The organism is Nostoc sp. MS1 (assembly GCF_019976755.1).
In the GTDB taxonomy this organism is placed as follows: Bacteria; Cyanobacteriota; Cyanobacteriia; order Cyanobacteriales; family Nostocaceae; genus Trichormus.
Genome location: NZ_AP023441.1, coordinates 6431390 through 6449613, shown reverse-complemented (window position 1 = coordinate 6449613; position 18224 = coordinate 6431390). Strand labels below are relative to the sequence as shown.

The 18224-nt window shown below is 38.2% G+C and carries 19 protein-coding genes and 1 pseudogene; 5 read left to right on the top strand and 15 right to left on the bottom strand.

Translation table 11 applies throughout. The annotated features are described in order from the left end of the window. Positions 1–56 precede the first annotated feature (56 nt). Entirely contained in the window at positions 57–230 is a 174-nt protein-coding gene (locus NSMS1_RS27945; RefSeq protein WP_224087884.1) for a hypothetical protein, read from the top strand. A 222-nt stretch (positions 231–452) separates the two neighbouring features. Here the strand turns inward: NSMS1_RS27945 and NSMS1_RS27940 are convergent, their stop codons facing one another. The 3 genes from NSMS1_RS27940 to NSMS1_RS27930 form a co-directional block, all read right to left on the bottom strand. Next, on the bottom strand, positions 453–1106 hold the full coding sequence (locus NSMS1_RS27940) for a PEP-CTERM sorting domain-containing protein (RefSeq protein ID WP_224087883.1): 654 nt from the start codon (positions 1104–1106) through the stop codon (positions 453–455). Between the two features lie 125 nt (positions 1107–1231). After that, the gene (locus NSMS1_RS27935; protein ID WP_224087882.1) at positions 1232–2008 is read right to left on the bottom strand and encodes a PEP-CTERM sorting domain-containing protein; all 777 of its coding nucleotides are present in this window, start codon (positions 2006–2008) and stop codon (positions 1232–1234) included. Positions 2009–2062: 54 nt separating this feature from the next. Continuing rightward, positions 2063–3013 (bottom strand): molybdate ABC transporter substrate-binding protein, encoded by a 951-nt coding sequence (locus NSMS1_RS27930; RefSeq protein ID WP_224087881.1) that lies wholly within the window; start codon positions 3011–3013, stop codon positions 2063–2065. Between the two features lie 510 nt (positions 3014–3523). Between NSMS1_RS27930 and NSMS1_RS27925 the strand changes: the two genes are divergently transcribed. Further along, positions 3524–5587 (top strand): S8 family serine peptidase, encoded by a 2064-nt coding sequence (locus NSMS1_RS27925; RefSeq protein ID WP_224087880.1) that lies wholly within the window; start codon positions 3524–3526, stop codon positions 5585–5587. Between the two features lie 12 nt (positions 5588–5599). Here the strand turns inward: NSMS1_RS27925 and NSMS1_RS27920 are convergent. The 4 genes and pseudogenes from NSMS1_RS27920 to NSMS1_RS27905 form a co-directional block, all read right to left on the bottom strand. Next, a protein-coding gene (locus NSMS1_RS27920; RefSeq protein WP_263432530.1) for an IS630 family transposase occupies positions 5600–6555 on the bottom strand; the annotation gives its coding sequence in 2 pieces (ribosomal slippage) (positions 5600–6213 and positions 6213–6555; 957 coding nt in all). Positions 6556–6718: 163 nt separating this feature from the next. Beyond that, positions 6719–7420: a DUF642 domain-containing protein gene (locus NSMS1_RS27915; RefSeq protein WP_224087879.1), complete on the bottom strand. Its 702-nt coding sequence runs from the start codon at positions 7418–7420 to the stop codon at positions 6719–6721. 96 nt (positions 7421–7516) lie between these two features. Beyond that, a complete protein-coding gene (gene modA / locus NSMS1_RS27910; RefSeq protein ID WP_224087878.1) occupies positions 7517–8473 on the bottom strand; it encodes a molybdate ABC transporter substrate-binding protein in 957 nt (318 codons plus the stop codon). Positions 8474–8592: 119 nt separating this feature from the next. Beyond that, positions 8593–8742: pseudogene (locus tag NSMS1_RS27905) on the bottom strand (glycosyltransferase WbuB); the annotation flags it as partial. A gap of 552 nt (positions 8743–9294) precedes the next feature. Between NSMS1_RS27905 and NSMS1_RS27900 the strand changes: the two are divergent. Continuing rightward, complete coding sequence (locus NSMS1_RS27900; protein WP_224087877.1) at positions 9295–9504, top strand: molybdopterin-binding protein; 210 nt, start codon at positions 9295–9297, stop codon at positions 9502–9504. A 169-nt stretch (positions 9505–9673) separates the two neighbouring features. Here NSMS1_RS27900 and NSMS1_RS27895 read toward each other — a convergent pair whose 3' ends face one another. The 6 genes from NSMS1_RS27895 to NSMS1_RS27870 all read right to left on the bottom strand — a co-directional run bounded on the left by NSMS1_RS27895 (position 9674) and on the right by NSMS1_RS27870 (position 14393). Further along, on the bottom strand, positions 9674–10558 hold the full coding sequence (locus NSMS1_RS27895) for a type I restriction endonuclease (protein ID WP_224087876.1): 885 nt from the start codon (positions 10556–10558) through the stop codon (positions 9674–9676). Positions 10559–10717: 159 nt separating this feature from the next. Next, positions 10718–10900 (bottom strand): hypothetical protein, encoded by a 183-nt coding sequence (locus tag NSMS1_RS27890; protein WP_224087875.1) that lies wholly within the window; start codon positions 10898–10900, stop codon positions 10718–10720. Positions 10901–11037: 137 nt separating this feature from the next. After that, entirely contained in the window at positions 11038–12147 is a 1110-nt protein-coding gene (locus NSMS1_RS27885) for a precorrin-8X methylmutase (protein WP_224087874.1), read from the bottom strand. A gap of 71 nt (positions 12148–12218) precedes the next feature. Further along, complete coding sequence (locus NSMS1_RS27880; RefSeq protein ID WP_317986554.1) at positions 12219–13697, bottom strand: sensor histidine kinase; 1479 nt, start codon at positions 13695–13697, stop codon at positions 12219–12221. 44 nt (positions 13698–13741) lie between these two features. Next, on the bottom strand, positions 13742–14077 hold the full coding sequence (locus tag NSMS1_RS27875; protein WP_224085446.1) for a transposase: 336 nt from the start codon (positions 14075–14077) through the stop codon (positions 13742–13744). Then, positions 14043–14393 carry a transposase gene (locus NSMS1_RS27870; RefSeq protein ID WP_224085447.1) on the bottom strand — a complete coding sequence of 117 codons (351 nt, stop codon included), beginning with the start codon at positions 14391–14393 and terminating at the stop codon, positions 14043–14045. Before NSMS1_RS27870 ends, NSMS1_RS27875 begins: the two co-directional genes overlap by 35 nt. A gap of 77 nt (positions 14394–14470) precedes the next feature. Here NSMS1_RS27870 and NSMS1_RS27865 point away from each other — a divergent pair, with 77 nt between their 5' ends. Beyond that, on the top strand, positions 14471–15715 hold the full coding sequence (locus tag NSMS1_RS27865) for a hypothetical protein (protein WP_224087873.1): 1245 nt from the start codon (positions 14471–14473) through the stop codon (positions 15713–15715). A gap of 100 nt (positions 15716–15815) precedes the next feature. After that, complete coding sequence (locus tag NSMS1_RS27860; RefSeq protein WP_263432543.1) at positions 15816–16223, top strand: transposase; 408 nt, start codon at positions 15816–15818, stop codon at positions 16221–16223. Here the strand turns inward: NSMS1_RS27860 and NSMS1_RS27855 are convergent. Then, the gene (locus tag NSMS1_RS27855) at positions 16207–16902 is read right to left on the bottom strand and encodes an ATP-binding cassette domain-containing protein (protein WP_224087872.1); all 696 of its coding nucleotides are present in this window, start codon (positions 16900–16902) and stop codon (positions 16207–16209) included. The two genes, NSMS1_RS27860 and NSMS1_RS27855, sit on opposite strands and share 17 nt — an antisense overlap. A gap of 22 nt (positions 16903–16924) precedes the next feature. Further along, positions 16925–18082, bottom strand: a complete 1158-nt coding sequence (devC, locus tag NSMS1_RS27850) for an ABC transporter permease DevC (RefSeq protein WP_224087871.1) — start codon at positions 18080–18082, stop codon at positions 16925–16927. Positions 18083–18224: the final 142 nt, after the last annotated feature.

The following is an 18224-nucleotide window of genomic DNA, read 5'->3' as shown; positions in this document are numbered from 1 at the left end:
GTCAATAGATTTTGCTGAATAAAACTAAGGTTGCAGTCTAAATTGAAACAATATTAATGAAAAGCTACACCCACAACGAGTTACAATCCCAATCCTGTTACAAGAGTGCGATCGCACCCCCAGTCTCCCACTCTCCAGTAATTTATCCAATTGCTATCCTCAAGAATAGTAAAAACCAAACTGCTGCTAAAGCTTTATATGTTAAACATCCTTACACAGTAGTTAGTTGAGATTCCAAATATAAACATAACCCCGAAATCATAATAAATCGGGGTTATATTTTTCACAAAGGATTAATAACTGCTATGCTTTTATCCCTCTTCTGTCACTTTCCGAGAGAGCGATCGCTATAAGTCTTATTAAGCAATCAATACAAGCATACTATGAGAAAAAAATAGGTCTTGTATTTGTTATTAGAAAAAAATTGTGCGATTGCTTGCTATACAAAAGCTTTATATTTTAGGAATGGTAAATCTTTTCGGAGAGTGACACAAGAGGGATAAACTTACTTTTCGCTTATATAGCAGTAAAGTAATACCACCTGCGGCTAAAATAGCAGGAATTGAATCTGATTCTGGAACTGGTATAATCCGACCTGAACCACTGATTGTATTGGTAAAAAAGCCAAAGTCTTTGACAGAATCATTCCATCGACGGCCAGTTGTAACTAAAAAGTATTTCTGTCCGGCTGTGAGTTCTCTGTCAAATGTAACAATACTACCTGTAGTTGTAGTAGCTGCTCTCAAAACATTAGTTAATTGTTTAGTTGGATCGAAACTGTCCTGATATAAAACTAAAAAATTATCCCATTTTCTATTAATAGGTGGGGTTGGTTGAGAGTCACTTTTTATAGTGTATAAACCAGATGTATCAACAGTAAAATCAAACACAGTATAAGGTACACTAAATCCTAAATTTCCATCTCTCTCACCACTGATAAAAGTAGGAGGATTACCGGGTGCAGTACGCCGCCAAAAGGGTTTACCTGTTGTATCACCTTGATAAGTAAAAGTAGTAGCTTTGGAGGGTGAAGCAGTAAAAATAGTAGCTAATGCTAACCCCAACACAATCAGGGGTGACTTTGACCAGGACTTTGTTTTTAGCATAAGATAGAGATTCCTCAAATACAAACTTTTAAAGGTTTACGCCTGCTGAATGAGTTGCCGTTTTTTCTACAACTTCGATGCAGCGATACAAGCTACACTTGTAGCAATAAAATCAGAAATCAAAATTAGTGAAATATATGGCGATTATTCCGCGATTTCCAAACTATTAAACTTGATACGGCTAGTAATGATAAACCTGAAATTTCTGGTTCTGGTACTTGAGTAATTACCAGTGAGAGATTATCGGCGTAAGTATCACTTACTCTACCTCTTGCATAAACTGCATTCAGCACTACATTAATTTGTCTTGTACCTATAGGCACAGAACCGTTAGTTGAATTGAAAAATAATCCGGTGACGTTGTTTCTTTCTTCTGGTGTTGGTGCAGAAATACTAGCTGTACCTAAAGATTGATCTGCCTGATTAAGAAATGTAATATTAAGTGATATATTGTCTCTATCAGTAGCGTATCCACCTAACCAACCACTTAAGTCAAAGGCGGCTTTACCTTCATCAATAACTGAAGCGAGGTTGGTTACATTAATGGATTGAGAAGCACTAGATGAAGCTCTATCTGCACCACCAAAAAAGAGATTTTTTCCTCTATTACTTGGGCCGGGAACATCAACACTAGGTAAAGTAACACCGACAACATTACCAAAGGGATTGGTAAAGGTAAAACCTGTTGCCCCGTATTTTAATACACTAAAACTAGCAGTTGTATTCCATCCAGGAATATTAGGAATGTCAGTACCCACTGCATTACCTATTGGGTCTCCTTGGCCTTGTTCTGCATCACCATTAACAATCAAATTCTTGCCTAGAGTAGCAGCTTGAGTAGGATGAGAAATTACAAGACTAGATGCTAATCCTGCTATTAAATAAAGACTTAGTTTCTTCATCGTTTGCAAAACCCTTTATCAAATACTTTGACTTATTACTAATTTTTCGTGAAATTAAGGCTTGCTTACTTTTACTATTTGCTTTTCAGCTAGAAGCAACTTTCTGTGCATAGCAAAAACTACGCTTAAAGCAAGTAAAGTACCATACGCACCCTGATTTTCTGGAACAGGTGTAGAATAAGGGCTAGTAAATCCATAATTAGCCAAAATTGCTTGACCTTTTGGTGAGAGGATATATGGGGCTAATTTTTCAGCGTCGGGATCTGCATTCTTGATAACAGTCAAACCATAATCAGCCTTTGTTGCTAAATAATCAGGCAACTCTACTATTCGTAAATCCTGTCCTGCTTCTAGTTCTTGAGCCGTTTTACCACTGGTGTAATAAGCTAAAAAGATATCTGCAAGAGGATTTGTTTTTAGAAAGTAAACGAGGTTATTTTCATTACTGGGAACTGGTGGCGCAGAGGGGTTTCCACCTACCAACTGCAAGGCTTTGTCTTTAAGAGTTTGAGAACTACCGGGTCTAACCTTGTCGGCTTTATCAAATATCTGCCAAGCGTAGTCTCCAGAAGGATCAGATAGTGGTGTTGATGTGCCTATTTTAATGTTGGGATCAAGTAAGAAGCCTAATAAATTATCTGATGTAATATTATCCAACCCTGGTCTTAAGACAGCAACCATACGATTGCTAGTGAAATTCTCGACAGGACTACTCAAGCCTTTTTGAAAGAGTTGTAGAGGATTTCCTAAGTCCGCACTGGCGAACACATCTGCGGTTTTAAGATTTCCTGCTAGTTCGTTTTCTATTTTGGCTCTTGTTAAACCTGAAGGCCCAAAGTATGTATTAACAGCAATGCCAGAATCTTTTGTGAAAGCTTCTGTCAACTTGGTAAGACTACTCCGCAAGCTACCTGCGCCGTATAGTGTAACACCCAATGCTGGGGTTGGTAGTGTAATACTGACAGCACAAGCTATTAATGAAAACGTATAGAAATGCCTTTTCATGGTTGGTAACTATTATGTTAATTTCTGGTAAATAACACTCAAATGTTGTTTATTTAAGGCTTGAAATTCTGACATATTCAGGGTTATACTTACTTTTATTCACAAAAACACTTTACCAGCTATGTTGGTAAAAATCAATTTATATAAGTCAGGGAATGTGAATATCCCTCTTGTGTCACTTTCCGGGCTGGCAATTATTACAAGCCATACCAAGTAATCAATACAAGCTGTCCTATTAGAAAAAAATGGGTCGTGGATTTTTGATTAGAAAATAATTTTGCGATCGCCTATAGCACTGGCAAAAGCAATCGCTTGCTATACAAAAGCTCTAGATTCCAAAAATGGTAAATGTTTTCGGAAGGTGACACGCATCGAAATAGTTAGTATATTTAATCACATTTTTATCAATTTATATGCTGAGTGAAATAGTAAAGTGATAATTTAATGACATTGAAGAGTTTCTACCAAATAAGTTGGTAAAATGATATTTCAGTATACTGAGATATTCCAGTGAAATCTACTCAACTAAATCACAGCATTATTGATGACCATACGAGAAAAGATAACTCTTTGCAAAAAGATATTTTTCCTCATAACTATGAATTAAATAGCGGAGATATACTCACATCCAGATTTCATAGTAGTTCCTTTACTCAGCAAGGAGATATATTAGTTAATCAATTTACTTCACAAAAAGCCAATCTTAATAATTCAGTCTCAATTGCCAGTGATGGAACTATCAACTTTCAGCATTCACAAAATCAAGCTTTAAAATCAAATAGTAGAAACTTGAGCTATGATTCTTTTGCTAGTATTACTACCCGTGATTATAAAGACACTAGCACTGGATCAAGTTCTTCTCAAACAGAGAATAGTCAGGTTGTGAGTCAGAGCCTCGAAACTAGCAGTATTTCTTTACCAGACTTAATTGTACAAAGTGCTACAGTTCCCGGTGCAGCAAAGATTGGCAGTACCATTCAACTGAACTATACAGTTAAAAACCAAGGCTCGGCAAATGCTTATTCAAGTTATACCTATTTTTATCTATCTAAAGATAAAATTGTCACTAATTATGATAATTATTTAGGTGCTGACTATATTGATAGTCTGGCAGCAGGTGCTACTAGTTCAAAAGCAATTACGCTCACCATTGATAGTGGTATTCCCGTAGGCAGCTATTATTTATTATTGCAGGCTAATGCTAATGGAGATTTGTTTGAGAGCAATGATACTAACAATGTTTTAGACAAAGCTATCAATATTGGTCTGGTTAATACAGATTTAGTCGTTCAAAATGCTGTAGCTCCCAGTTCAGTAACAGTCGGCTATAGCTTTAACACTAGTTATCAAGTTAAAAACCAAGGAGCAGAAAATGCTTCTAATAATTCTACAACATTTTATCTATCTAAAGATAAAGCTCTTAGTAATGATGACCTGTATTTAGGCTCTAAGAGTGTTGCTGGTGTTACGGCTGGTGCTGCAATTTCACAAACAATTTCACTCAATATTGTGAATAATGTTGCTCCAGGTACTTATTATCTACTGTACAAAGCAGATGGTAACAACAATATTGTTGAAACTAACGAAAGTAATAACATTTTTGCTAAAGCTATCACTGTCAATAATTATTTTCGTTCCACCAATGGTTACGGTTTAGTGAATGCAGCCGCAGCCGTAGCTCAAGCTTTAGGTCAGACTACCTTTGCAGATGTGCCTTCTTTGGGTGGTAACAATTGGGGAGCAGACCTCATCAAAGCACCAGAAGTTTGGGCAAAAGGGTATACAGGTCAAGGAATTACTGTTGCTGTTGTGGATGGTGGAGTTGACCGCAACCATCCAGATTTGAGTCCTAATATCTGGAAAAATACTCAGGAAATTCCAGGTAATGGCAAGGATGATGATGGTAACGGCTATATTGATGATGTTTATGGTTGGAACTTTGTTGATAACAACAACAATACTTTAGATAAAAGTGGTCATGGTACTCACGTTGCTGGTACTATTGCCGGGGTCAGAAATAGCTTTGGTATGACTGGTATTGCTTATAATGCCAAGATTATGCCAGTTAAGGTTTTAGCTGATAATGGTTCAGGTTCGGAGAGTGCGATCGCTCAAGGTATTCGTTATGCTGTGAACAATGGCGCAAATGTGATTAACCTGAGTCTAGGTAAAGCCCAAGCTAGCAGTGAAATTCAAGCAGCTATTCAATATGCTAGCTCGAAGAAAGCGATCGTTGTCATGGCGGCGGGAAATGGCGGTAATTCCACACCATTCTATCCTGCTAGCTATGCCAAAGACTGGGGGCTGGCTGTAGGAGCAGTGGATAAGAATGGAAATCTGGCTGGCTTCTCCAACCGAGCAGGAAATCAATTACTTAGTTACGTCACTGCGCCTGGTGTGGGTATTTATTCCACGCTTCCTGGTAATAAGTATGCTTCTTGGAATGGTACATCTATGGCAGCTCCTCACGTTGCTGGGGTGGTAGCTTTGATGCTCAGTGCTAATAAAAATTTAACTGATGCTCAGGTGCGGAGAATTATTACATCTACTGCCGCCAACAGTTTCACCGTATAGATATAGCGTTTCTCAGTCTGGTGAAGTACAGTAACAAGAATGGGTAAACCAATTATAAATATCATTTAACGAAACTTGATTAAAAGCACTTTCAATTGCTTTTGCTAAGTCTGGATAACTTCTAGCTCCAATAGAACGTAGTAAATTTTTAATTTTTGACCAACAGTTTTCAATTGGTGAAAAATCCGGCGAATATGGTGGCAAATAAATCAATTTAGCTCCAGCAGCTTCGATTAATTTCTCAATATCTCCACCTTTATGAATTGAACAATTATCCATGATTACACAAGCGCCTTCCCACAGAAGAGGAACTAATTTTTGAGAAATATAAGCCTCAAATGTCAGCCCGTCAGATGCTCCTAAAATACTATATTGACTAATCACGCCTTTAAGAGCAATCGCTCCAATTATGGAAACATTTTTACAGCGTTTTTGAGGTCGTGACCCATGCGCTCTTTTACCTTTTTTAGAACGGGCGGAGTGTCTTATTAAAGATAGATTAGCTCCGGCTTCGTCAAGAAAGACAAGGTTTTCCTCTGGTATCCCATGAAGTTGAAGCCAGAACTGTACCCTTAATAATTGAACTCTTTCAGTTTCTTTTTCGTCAGCGTGCAATGTTTTTTTTTAAGGCTTATTTCTCTCCTCTGTAACATCCTGTCTACCGTAGATATACCAACTGTTATTCCTGTTTTTTCTTTGAGAATGAAGCGGATTTCTGATAAAGTCGAATCATTCTTAGCTTCGACTATTTCTTCCAGAATCTTAATTTGTTCTTCGTTGAGCTTTGGAGGAGTTTGTTTTGTCCTAACTTTAGGAGCGATACTTGCTGTTTCTCTATATTGCTTTAGTAATTTCTCAATAAAACCTAAACTGACACAAAATTTGTTTGCTAATTGACGTTGTGATATTCCACCTGACAAGTATGTATCAAATATTTTTTGGCGAAAGTCCAGGGAATATGGTTTCATTTTTACCCTTGAGTAGATACACTGATTTATTTTAATTACTGTACTTCATTAGACTGGTAAACGCTATAATTGAACCACAGAGGCACTAAGGCACAGAGAAAACAGTAGGAAATCGCTACGACTACTCTTTGATAGTCGTAGCGATCGCAGGTGTGAAAAAGATTTACGATTTAGCCAAGCGATTTCTCTTGGTTCTAAATCCTATCAGTCCTAAAGCTGCTACACCTACCATGACTGATGGTTCAGGTACAGAAGTTGATTGTTGATTGTCATTCTCAAGCTCTACAACGCTGACATTATCGATGTTCCACCAGGCTTTCTGCTGTTGACTCGCGAACTTTAACTGTGTGAGACCTGCGGTGGCTGTAAAATCGACTGTCTGTTTTACATAAGGACTTGAGAAGGGAAGATTAGTTTTTTCATCTATTAATTGTTCACCTGCATAAACTTTAAGACTATTGCCAAACTCATCATCTATGTTAGCCAAGTAGTAGGTTAAGCGATATTTTTGACCCACATCAGTATAGAAGTTTTGCGCTATGTAAGTGTAATAGCCAGGTGAAGCCCCAAGGCGTACACCTAAAGAGCCTTTGTCTGCATTATCGACAGTGAAATTTTCTAGATAATTTGTGTAGAAAAGGTCATTCTGCGTACTATTGATCCATCCTGTAATGTAGGGATTTGCCTTCGTAGGATCGTTAGGATTAGCTAGTGGATCGAGCGAAAAGTCTCCATTGTATATAAGATTTTTCAACTGACCAGCTTGTGCTTGAGAAGCATAACCACTTATACCTACACAACTACCAATACAAGCACCAGTAATAGTTAGTAAGAGACTTTTGAGAAGTTTTTTGTTTGATTTCATGCAAAATTTCTCCAGCATATGGCTAAAAGGTCGAGGATTTTTGTTGTAAAGACCTGTTGACTATTGACTAATGACTTTCGACTAGTTATCAAGCTTTTAAGGCAGAAGGAATCCACGGGTAGTTAAGGAATTTTTGGCATTTGTATCAGTAACGATAAAGTTAGCAAAAGCGTTAGCAGCCGTAGAATTTGTAGTTCTGGTCAATACTGCTTCTGGATAGACTATGGGGGTAGTAAGGCAACTTGCAAGCGCAGTGCTTACTAGCGTAGTCAGATTAGAAACTTGTTTATCTGTCGCATAAACTAAGCCTGCGTCAATGGTGTTGCCATTGAGGGTTTTAGTTTCTACTGCACTTAAAACGTTACGCACATTAGATGCAAAGAATATTTTGTTAGGCGCTGGATTATTGACCAGTGTATTGTAAGTACCTCCACCGCAATTAGTAGCATCGCTATTAGTCAGAACCTGCCTAGCATATTCTCCTGCGGGAACAGTGGCGGGAGTTCCTATAGCAATCCCACGAATACCAGTTCTGGTAGGTGAGCTATTAACCAAGGTGCTGAAACTCGTAATAGCGTTACCCGTGGGCAAAGGAGTAGCAGGTGAACTAGGTTTGACCAAAACCAGCCTATTTTTAGCAATATTTTTCGGCCAACCAGAAGCTAATTTGCCGGCGGTTTGCAAAGTGGTCATCTGACTGGTAGCAGCCGAAATAAATACATCTGGAATCCCAGCTGTTTCATTAGGTGTATATTGGATGTTTTGCAACAAAATACCCGAAGAATCTAGGCTGTTGGTAAAGTTAATCTTCGGTGTGTTAGTACTGTTGTTGTAAGCATTCTCTATATCTGTCAGTACCTCTAACAAGCTAATGGCAGCGTAAACTTTGAGGTTGGCTGTAGCACCTGGGTATGTGACGTTAGTCGTTACTTGCGGCGTTGGCGGAGCTGTCTGTGCTGTAACTGGTGTGGACATGAAGAATGGAAAGGCGATCGCCACGGCTAAACTAGCGATCGCCGCCGCTATCCATGTAACAAATTTCTTGCTTTTCATTGAGAATATTTAGGGGGAATTGCTTACTTGTAGTAAGCTCTCTGAATACAATACCAAATAAGTTGGAAAAAATTACCAACTTATTTGGAGATGTCAAGATACTGTGACGAAGCTATGACAAGTGCGATCGCTTCTCCAGCAATTACAAAGGTGATATCAGGAATATGACGCAAACATGCAGCCGCCGCTACTACTGTATCTAAACCTTGCGTTAACGCAATGTTGCCAGAGTACATAATTACAAATTTACCCTCCAATTGATGAGCAATTTTCCAAGCGGCATTAATAACGATTGCTGAAATGCTTACATGGACTTACATAGCGGTTGTAATAATTCAAAAGAGCGATCGCCTAAGTATTCCTGGTTGTGGCTAAAACCTACAAAAAATTACTATTTTTTAACTAATGTAAATTCCTGTTATTCAAATAGGGACTTCCAGAAATTAAATTATTCAATGAGCGAAAGCTGGGAAACGATTATATTATTGCTCCCCCTGCTCCCTCTGCTCACCAACGTGATTGTATATTTTTTTAGTTGGAAGTCCCTTAATCGTCGCAGAGATAAAAATCATTAAAGATGTGACAAACATCAAACTAGCAAATGATGTTATTTTAAAACTCTTCATTGCTATTTACCACAATATAAAGATACCTCCTAATTTGTACCAACTTTATACCAATAGAATTGGTAAAATTATTCTGGGATTCTTCTATAATTAAGAAATAGTAAGTATTTTATATAATTTATGTCTAAAGCAATGGATTTAGACTGTAATAGTTGGTATTATAAAAGTTGTTAAAAATACAGGGTAAGTAAAGATATGCAAGTCAGCGCACGTAACGCTCTCAAAGGTAAAGTCAAAGCAATTGTTCCTGGTTCTGTAAATACAGAAGTAACGATAGAAATTGCATCTGGGGTTGAAGTAACATCGATTATTACCAAATCTTCGGCAGATAAACTACAACTAGCTGAAGGCAAAGAAGTTTATGCTGTCATTAAATCAAGCGATGTGATACTAGCCGTTGACTAGATTTTTCAACAATTAACAAAAAGGGCAATAATGTTGCCCTTTTTAATTAATAAATAATGGTTAAAACATTACTTTATATTCCTTCAAAATTTCTTTTCTTCTGTGCCTCATTACGCTAACTAAAATCTATAGTAAATTCAATAATTGCTTGCACATATATTGAAAACTTTTATATGGTGCAGAATGGATAGCAGAGTAAACTTTTAATATTCATATTATGTCCTTGAAATACAATACAATTGCTGATCAGTTCAATAAATCTTCGTTTATCAAAAATACCTTGAATTAAAACATCTAATTCAGTTTCTCCTGGAGATGAAAAGTCTTCTCCATCAATTGAACGCCAGACAAAAAAGTCCTTCGGCTCAGATGTTAAAGTGCCAATCTTTGCTTGATTTCCATTAGTAATGACTAGGAAAGTGTTATGAAAAAACATATAAGGAATTTGTTGTTTGTGAGTTTGCAGTAATTGATAAGCATTTCTCACAGTAGTATCTGTATGATGCGGCTGAGTATAGATAATAACTGCTAAAGGTAGTCCATTAATAAAGACTACAATATCTAGAATATGAGTAGAGTGAGCTTCAGTAATAGTCAGTGGATTTATAACTAACCAATTATTTCTGCATAGATTAAATCTGTCTATCAACTGTACTTTTTTGTGAAATACTTGATTACCAATTTGATAGGTAATATCAATCCCTTCAGTTAAAAACTGTTGAAAGCGACGGTTGTTTTCTAATAGGCTTAGATTATTTTTAGGTGCAATCTGCTCAATAGCTGCTAAAATCCCTGGAGTTGGTATTGTAGGGTTAATTTGCTGCAAAGCATCATGTAACTGAGCGCTCAATATTACTTCAGTCTCATTGTTTCGTATTAGTGGATGTTGGTGAAAGCAGATATCTGACTCTAAAGCCACTGTGTAGCCAAGAACCTCAAACAAAACCAAAGGAGATGGCGTTGTTATTAACGGTGTCAAATTTTGCTGGCGATAAAGTTTCCTCACAAGACGACTTGCTTTTACAGTTCTGATTTTTGCTTGTGCCGGATTCATCGGATTAAATATAATAAATCTTAGTTAGTGTGAATAATTGGTATATTAATTTGCCTATTAACTATTGAATTTACGTTATGGCAGAATACTAGTGATTGAATTAGCGATCGCAATTCCTATAAAAAAGGAGGATAATAACCCCCCAATAACTACAGATGCTTAAAATTTAGTAGCTGCAAGTGTTTTAGGAATATCATCTCCAGCAATAACAGCAGTATTAACAAAGACGCTAGCGATCGCCTCAACACAGCTATCCAAATCACAATCTTTAGTAATAAATCTTTTGTTGTTCATCAGGAAGTATTGGCGAGAAGTTACTGATGCCTCAATCAGATATAGCAATACAATACCAAAAAAATGTATTACTTACCAACCTTTTTGGTAAACATCAGGATACTCTGACAGAACAAGGCTCAATATGTAATTTGTAATAGCCTACGTAATTTGGCGCTTACAACTCAGCACTCCTCACTCATCACTCAGCACTTACTATAGCAATGACAATTAGGCTTCTCAATTAATGATTCAACTAAAGCATTGAGAGCAGTAGCAGCGAGTAAACCGCCTCCCATAGTTCCCTCAATAGTTATGAAAGGTAATGATTGTTGCATGAGTTGTCTTTTGGCGGCTGGGGCGTGACTAAAACCAATTGGCATCCCAATAATTAAGGATGGTTGAATTTTTTGCTGGTTAATCAGAGTGCAGACTTCTAAAAGCACTGAAGGCGCATAACCAATTACCACAATGCAACCTGGACTAACTTTTTCTAACCTTTCGCGCCATTGTTGATGCTGCCAAAACTCTACTTCCGCCTCCATTGCTGTGGTGATGTGGGGATTATCAATGAGGGTGGTGACTTTACAGCCTAGATGCACTAACCTTGTTTGATCTACAGCCGTCGCAATTGTGGGGATATCGACAACAATTTCACAAGCTGAAGACAAGGCTTGACGGCTGGCGGCAATGGCTTGTTTACTTACCTTCATAAAAGATACCAAACTCACATCACCACAAGCCAAAACTAATTGCGCAATTAGGTGTTGTTCAATTTCCGATCGCTGGGGTAAGTCGGGTAAGATATGTTGCAAAGATTCGGCAAATACTTCTGGATGGGTATGAACTTCTGCATCTAAACCATGCCAAAGTTCTGCCAATCCTCCCAACCCAACTTGAGTTTCCACTTCTAATAACTTGAGTTGCGCCAATACTTCCGCCTGCATGATTTGACAATGGCGATCGCGTCCTAATAATCCCTCTAAGGCTGAAGCTGTTTGTCGCAATTGGGCTATTTGCTGCATTACCGCTCGATACTGTTGCTGCAACTGTGCCATAAAGTTGGTGTTGGTGTCTGCTTCTGGTTCCATCTCCAAGATGTTGCGGATGTGGTTGAGTTGGAACCCTTGCTGTTTCAAAGCAACAATGCGCTGTAACCTAATGACATCCTTTTGGGTGTAAAGACGGTAGTTGCTAGGCGATCGCACAGGCTGGGGTAACAACCCTAACTCATGGTAATGTCGCACCATGCGGGGAGTGATACCACCTCCCACTGCTTGGGTGAGTTCTTTAATGGTTAAGTTGTCATTGGTCATTTGTTAGGGCATCAGGTATATTTAATTTGCAGTTCTTTGGTGTTTGACCGTCTAACTGTCTAGCAATTTACTTAATTTTTGCTGGTCTTAAAGATTTTTCTTAAAAATCTGTACTTTTCCATCCTAGCTTCTGGAGCTTGATGAGATTTTAAAGTTAGTTCAATTTGAAAAGTAGAACCTTGACCTAGTAAACTTTTGACAAAGATTTGTCCTTGGTGTGCTTGCACAATTTGTTTTGCGATCGCTAGTCCTAAGCCAAAACCACCTGTTTCACGAGAGCGAACCGTATCTACTCGATAGAAACGTTCAAATATATAAGGTAAATCGGTGTCGGGAATACCAATACCATTGTCTTCGACCTGAATAATAGCGCGATGGGACTGGGTAAATAATCTTAATTGAACCTCCCCTCCTGCGCCTGTATATTTAAAAGCATTACTGAGAAGATTAATAATAGCTTGCCTCAGCAAATTCACATCAGCGTGAATCATTACAGGCTGGTGGGGAATTTTGGTATGAAAATTGAGGTTGTGGCTAGTGGCTTGGGCGGTAACTTCCATAGCTAGTGATCGTAACATTTCACTCAAATCCACAGGTCTTAATGTAGTTTCCGCTAGAGAAACATCGTAACGTGAGAGGAATAGCAAATTATTAATCAGCGTACTCATTAACTTGGCTGTTTCGGCAATTTTTTGTAATCTCTGCCGTTGTTCAGAAATATCTTCTGGCGGCATCAGAGCCACTTGAGCATTACTTAGTACTGTTGCTACAGGGTTACGTAATTCATGAGACGCATCGGCCGTAAATCTCTGTAATTGCTGATAAGCAAGATGGCTGGGACGCATTGCCAACCCGCCTAAAAACCAACCTGTAATACCAATTACCCCAAAAGAAATTGGTACACCCAAAGCTAGAAACAAACGAGCTTGATTCAAGCTGCTATGTAGAGAGTCCATTGGAGCAGCTGCTTGAAAATAACCAAGTAACACCTTATCCTTGACAACTGGAATAGTGACTTGGCGAATCCACTCAGTTCTACTAGGATATTTATTTGATGTAGCTAATACTTGTATAGTTTGAAATCCAGATTCTATGCTTAATTGTTTAGTATCAGATGAACCTATAAACTGTATAAGTTGCTTGTTAGAGTCATACCAACGCGCGTAAAGTAATTTGCCATTCAAAGATGTACCATCATCTATAAGCGTGGGAGAGTTTTGTTTTTGCCATTTACTTTCGTAAAGCGAATACTGGGTCTTCATCGCAAAGGTCTTACTCTGACGAAAGAGTTCATCATCAAAAAATCGCAATTGTTCTTCCACATTCAAGCAATAACCTACTCCCGCAAAAGCAAACAAAATTCCACCCATTGATAGGGCAAACCAGTGAGCAAGATTACGGCGACTGTGATCAAACATGAACCTATCCCACGAATAAAATTCTGTTAATCCAGATGTGAATTGTCGCAAGAGAAAGAAAACCGTTGAAGCAGGCAGAAATTCTTTCCCACCGAACAACGAGTCGGCGATATTTTCTTTGAAACCAAGCAAAACAGCGCTCTTGTTGAAAACGCGGAACAGAAATTTTAATTGGTCTACCCCGATTTTTTCGATTCTTCCAAACACGCGCGCGGCAATTGAGGTCTGATTCCACGTTTACGCAATGCAGCCCGTTTGTCCTTGGAATCATAGCCTTTGTCAGCAGCCAGAACTTTAACACGTTTACGAGGTCTACCGGGTCTATTCGTTTTAACTTTGACACTATCTAACAGTGGTATCACTTGATCTGTTTCACTACCGTTGGCTGGAGTTGTGCGATTAGCCAAGGGCATACCATTACCATCAGTTAAGGTGTGTATTAAAATTCCCTTACCTTTATGACCGTACTTAACGCCTTCACCGCCACCTTTGCCAGGGGGAAAAAGACCCATCAACAGCACCGTAATTCCAGTTGATTAGGCTTCTTTCCTCTGCAATTCCTAGTATCCTTGCTTGTAAACTTTCCAAAGTTCCGTCCGTTTCCCAACGTTGCAACCATCTGTGCGCTGCACTTTTTGATGCCCAGATTTCTCCTGTGGGAGCATCACACCAACGGCATCCTGTTATCAATATATACAATAACGTGTTCAGTACATGACGAAATGGTGCATGAGGCATTCCCCTTCCTCTGTTTTCTGGTTCCTTGGGGAATATATCTTCAAACAACTTCCACTCCATATCACTTAACCCTTCAAATTTCCCCGCCATACCCTGATACAACTTACCGTTTTCAACAGCAGATTATCATATTGCTGGTATTAGTGGGATAGGTTCATCTATAATATATGGTCAGCCTTATCGCTACACAAGGCAGTCTGTTTGACCTGCAAACAGTTCTCGACTACGGACAGTCGATCATCAACGTTGCAACTGAACTCGCTAAATCACTCATGGAGCAACGGGCTATCTCCACAAAAACGATTCAATCCCAGATGAATCGCCAGTTCCACGGCACGGCAGCAGAAGGTGCGTGGCTGTGGAAGGACGCTTACGAGGCTGTTGAGGTGGCAGCAATATTGTACTTGCGGCACAAGGGATTGTTTAAAAATCCGCTAGAACAGTTGCAACTGATTGAATCACTTTGCCCCACACACACCCGCCGCAGCGAAGAACAATTGCAGCTTCAACAGTTCTCTACCCCGTTGTCTTTGGCATATCTGGCTTGCGCTGCCGGACAAATCACAACTGATGATTTAGCGTTAGAACCAAGTGCCGGTACTGGCATTCTAGCTCAGTTCGCTAAACTCCAGGGTGCGAGTCTGATGCTCAACGAAATCTCGCCCGACAGAAGCAAGATTCTTCGGCGGCTGTTCCCTGGCGTTCCGCTATTCTCCGTGAACGGTGAACAAATCAACGATTACTTAGCTGGCAAAACTCAGCCATCTGTAGTGCTGATGAATCCACCTTTCTCGGCATCGCCCAAGGTCAACAGCCGCAATCCTGATGCTACACCACGGCATATCAACTCGGCGTTGCAAAGGCTAGGCGATCGCGGGAGACTGGTAACAATTTCCGCCAACTGGTTTTCTCCAGCTAATCCTACTTGGCGAGATACCTTCATTAAGATGCAGGAGAAAGCAACAGTAGTTCTTTCAGTCGGTATCAACGGCAAGGTCTACAGCAAGCACGGAACTCACATTGACACCCGCTTGACGGTCATAGACAAAGTTCCGGCGGCTGATCCACAAGAAATTCCTTGTATTAGCGACACCGTTGAACTAGCCGAACTCACCGCACTGATTGAGCAACTGCCAGTGCGACCAGTTTGGGAACAAACTACCTCTTCTTCCCGAACAGCCGTATCAAAAGCAATTCGTTTAGATACTGTTAAGCCAAAATCTCAATCAGCACCAGTTATTAAAGCATTATCCCAATTTATTGATGTTGCACCTTTAGATTATGAGGTTATTGCATACAGATGGTTACAACGCTGGGAACCAGACGGAACTTTGGAAAATTTACAAGCAAGGAAGGATACTAGGAATTGCAGAGGAAAGAGGGCTAATCAACTGGAATTACGGTGCTGTTGATGGGTCTTTTTCCCCCTGGCAAAGGTGGCGGTGAAGGAGAGTTAAGTACGGTTATAAAGGGAAGGGAGTTTTAATACACACCTTAACTGATGGTAATAGTATGCCCTTGGCTAATCGCACAACCTCAGCCAACGGTAGCGAAAGAGATCAAGTGATACCACTGTTGGATAGTGTCAAAGTCAAAACGAATAGACCTGGTAGGCCTCGTAAACGGGTTAAAGTCCTTGCTGCTGATAAAGGCTATGATTCTAAAGACAAACGTGCTGCCTTGGGTAAACGTGGGATCAAACCTCTATTGCCCAAGTGTGTTTGGAAAAATCAAAAAAATCGGGGTAGACCAATAAAAATTTCTGTTCCGCGCTTTCAGCAAGAACGTTGTTTCGCCTGGTATCAAAGAAAATATCGCCGTCTTGTTGTGCGATGGGAGCGAAATCCGGACTGCTTCAATGCTTTTCTTTCTCTAGGCGCAATTCATATCTGGATTAACAGAATTATATTAGTGGGATAGGTTCTTGTACCTTACCATCTTCTATGCTAATTATACGGTCTGCAATTGGTAAAATGCGATAATCGTGAGTAGCAATAAGTATAGTAGTTTCTTGTTCTTTTGCAAGCCTTTGCAATAATTTCATTATATTATGACCAGCGTCTCGATCTAAAGAAGCAGTGGGTTCGTCAGCTAATATCAGTTTTGGATGAGTCACCAAAGCACAAGCAATAGCTGTTCTTTGCCTTTCTCCTCCTGAAAGATTTTGAGGATAATAATTTATTCTATGACCCAAACCAACTGAATCTAGCATAGCTCTTGCTCTAGTACTTATATGCTTTTTGCAAATATTTGGTTGTAATTTTAAAGACATCTGTACATTTTGTTGAACTGTCAAAAATTGTACTAAGTTATTACGTTGAAAAATATATCCTATTTGTCGACGTATTCGTACTAAATGCTGCTCATTAGCATTTTTAAGCTCTTGCTTTAAAACTTTTAAATTCCCTTCTTGCACACTTCTTAGCCCACCGATTAAACTCATTAAAGTACTTTTACCAGAACCAGAAGGGCCAGTCATTATTAAAATATCACCGCTTTCGATTTCTAAATTGATATCAAATAATACTTGTTTTCGTAATTTTTTACTGCCAAAATAATGATTGAGTTTTTTAATTTCTATAACTGGATTTTTTAACATATATATTTTAGCTTCATGATTTTTAAATTAATAAATCAACGGGGTCGGCATCTCGTAATTTTTGTATAGCAATTAATCCAGCTATTGAAGACATAAAAATACTTAAAAATAAAACTAACAAGGCTCTATTAAAAGTCATATAAATAGGCAAGAAAGCTAAGGATTCTGTTAGCTTATACATAAATATAGATATAATTAAGCCTGGAACATAACCTAAAATAGAAAGAATTAATGCCTCTTGAAAAACTATAAATATTAAATATTTATTTGTGTAACCTCGAACTTTTAAAATTGCATAATCATTTAAATGTTCGGAGACATCAGTATAAATTATTTGATAAATAAAGACTGTACCGATTATAAAACCTAAAATAGCTCCTTGCAAAAAAATGATCCCTATTGGACGATTATTACCCCAAAAATTTTTCTCGTAATCAATTAAATCTTGATGTGTCATAATTCTAATTTCTTTAGGAATTAGATGTTTTAACTGATCAATTACTTGACTAACTTCTATCCCTTCCTTAAGCTTTATTAAGCCTAAATCAACATACTCTCCGTTTCTTAAAGGAAAAATTCTCATAAAATTTATATCACTAGTTATTAAACTACCATCTGATTCAAAAGAAGGACCTATATTATATATCCCTGATATTTTAACTCTTTTATTATTTAGCTCTAATTCAATTTCTTTAAATTTTTTTTCCAAATTTAAATTTATTCCAAAAACTGGTCTTGATTTATTATCAAACAAAAATATATCGGGATTTTTAATCTTATCCAAATTCTTGTAAACTTCTGGCAAATCAAATGCTGGTCTTTCCGGATTAAAACCAAAAACATAAATTCTTCTAACAAAAGGAGTAGTAGGACTTTGCCATTCAGCAAAACCAACATATAACGGGCTAACTGATTCCACTCCATCTATATTAATGGCTTGATATAAATATCGCCGTGGGAAGGTCAATAGATCATATAAAGCAAGAGAACGGTAATGAATTAACACTAAATCTGCACGTAAGCTTCTATGAACAGCAGTAGCACTTTCGTAAAGTCCTGCTTGAAGCCCTAATTGCATAAACATAAGAAAGACGGCAAAAGTTATCCCAGCTACAGCTACTATCATACGATTTTTTTTATATGTAAGTTGTAGCCAGGCTAAAGGTTTTTCAAAAATCATATCTTTCTAAATGAGAATATGGTTATTTTACCTTAAAGAAAGGTAATTTTAAAAATTATATTTTATAACTATTGGTAATAACTAACATTTTATTTAGATACAATTGCAATAAATGTTTATGAGAAAATTATTATTTAATACA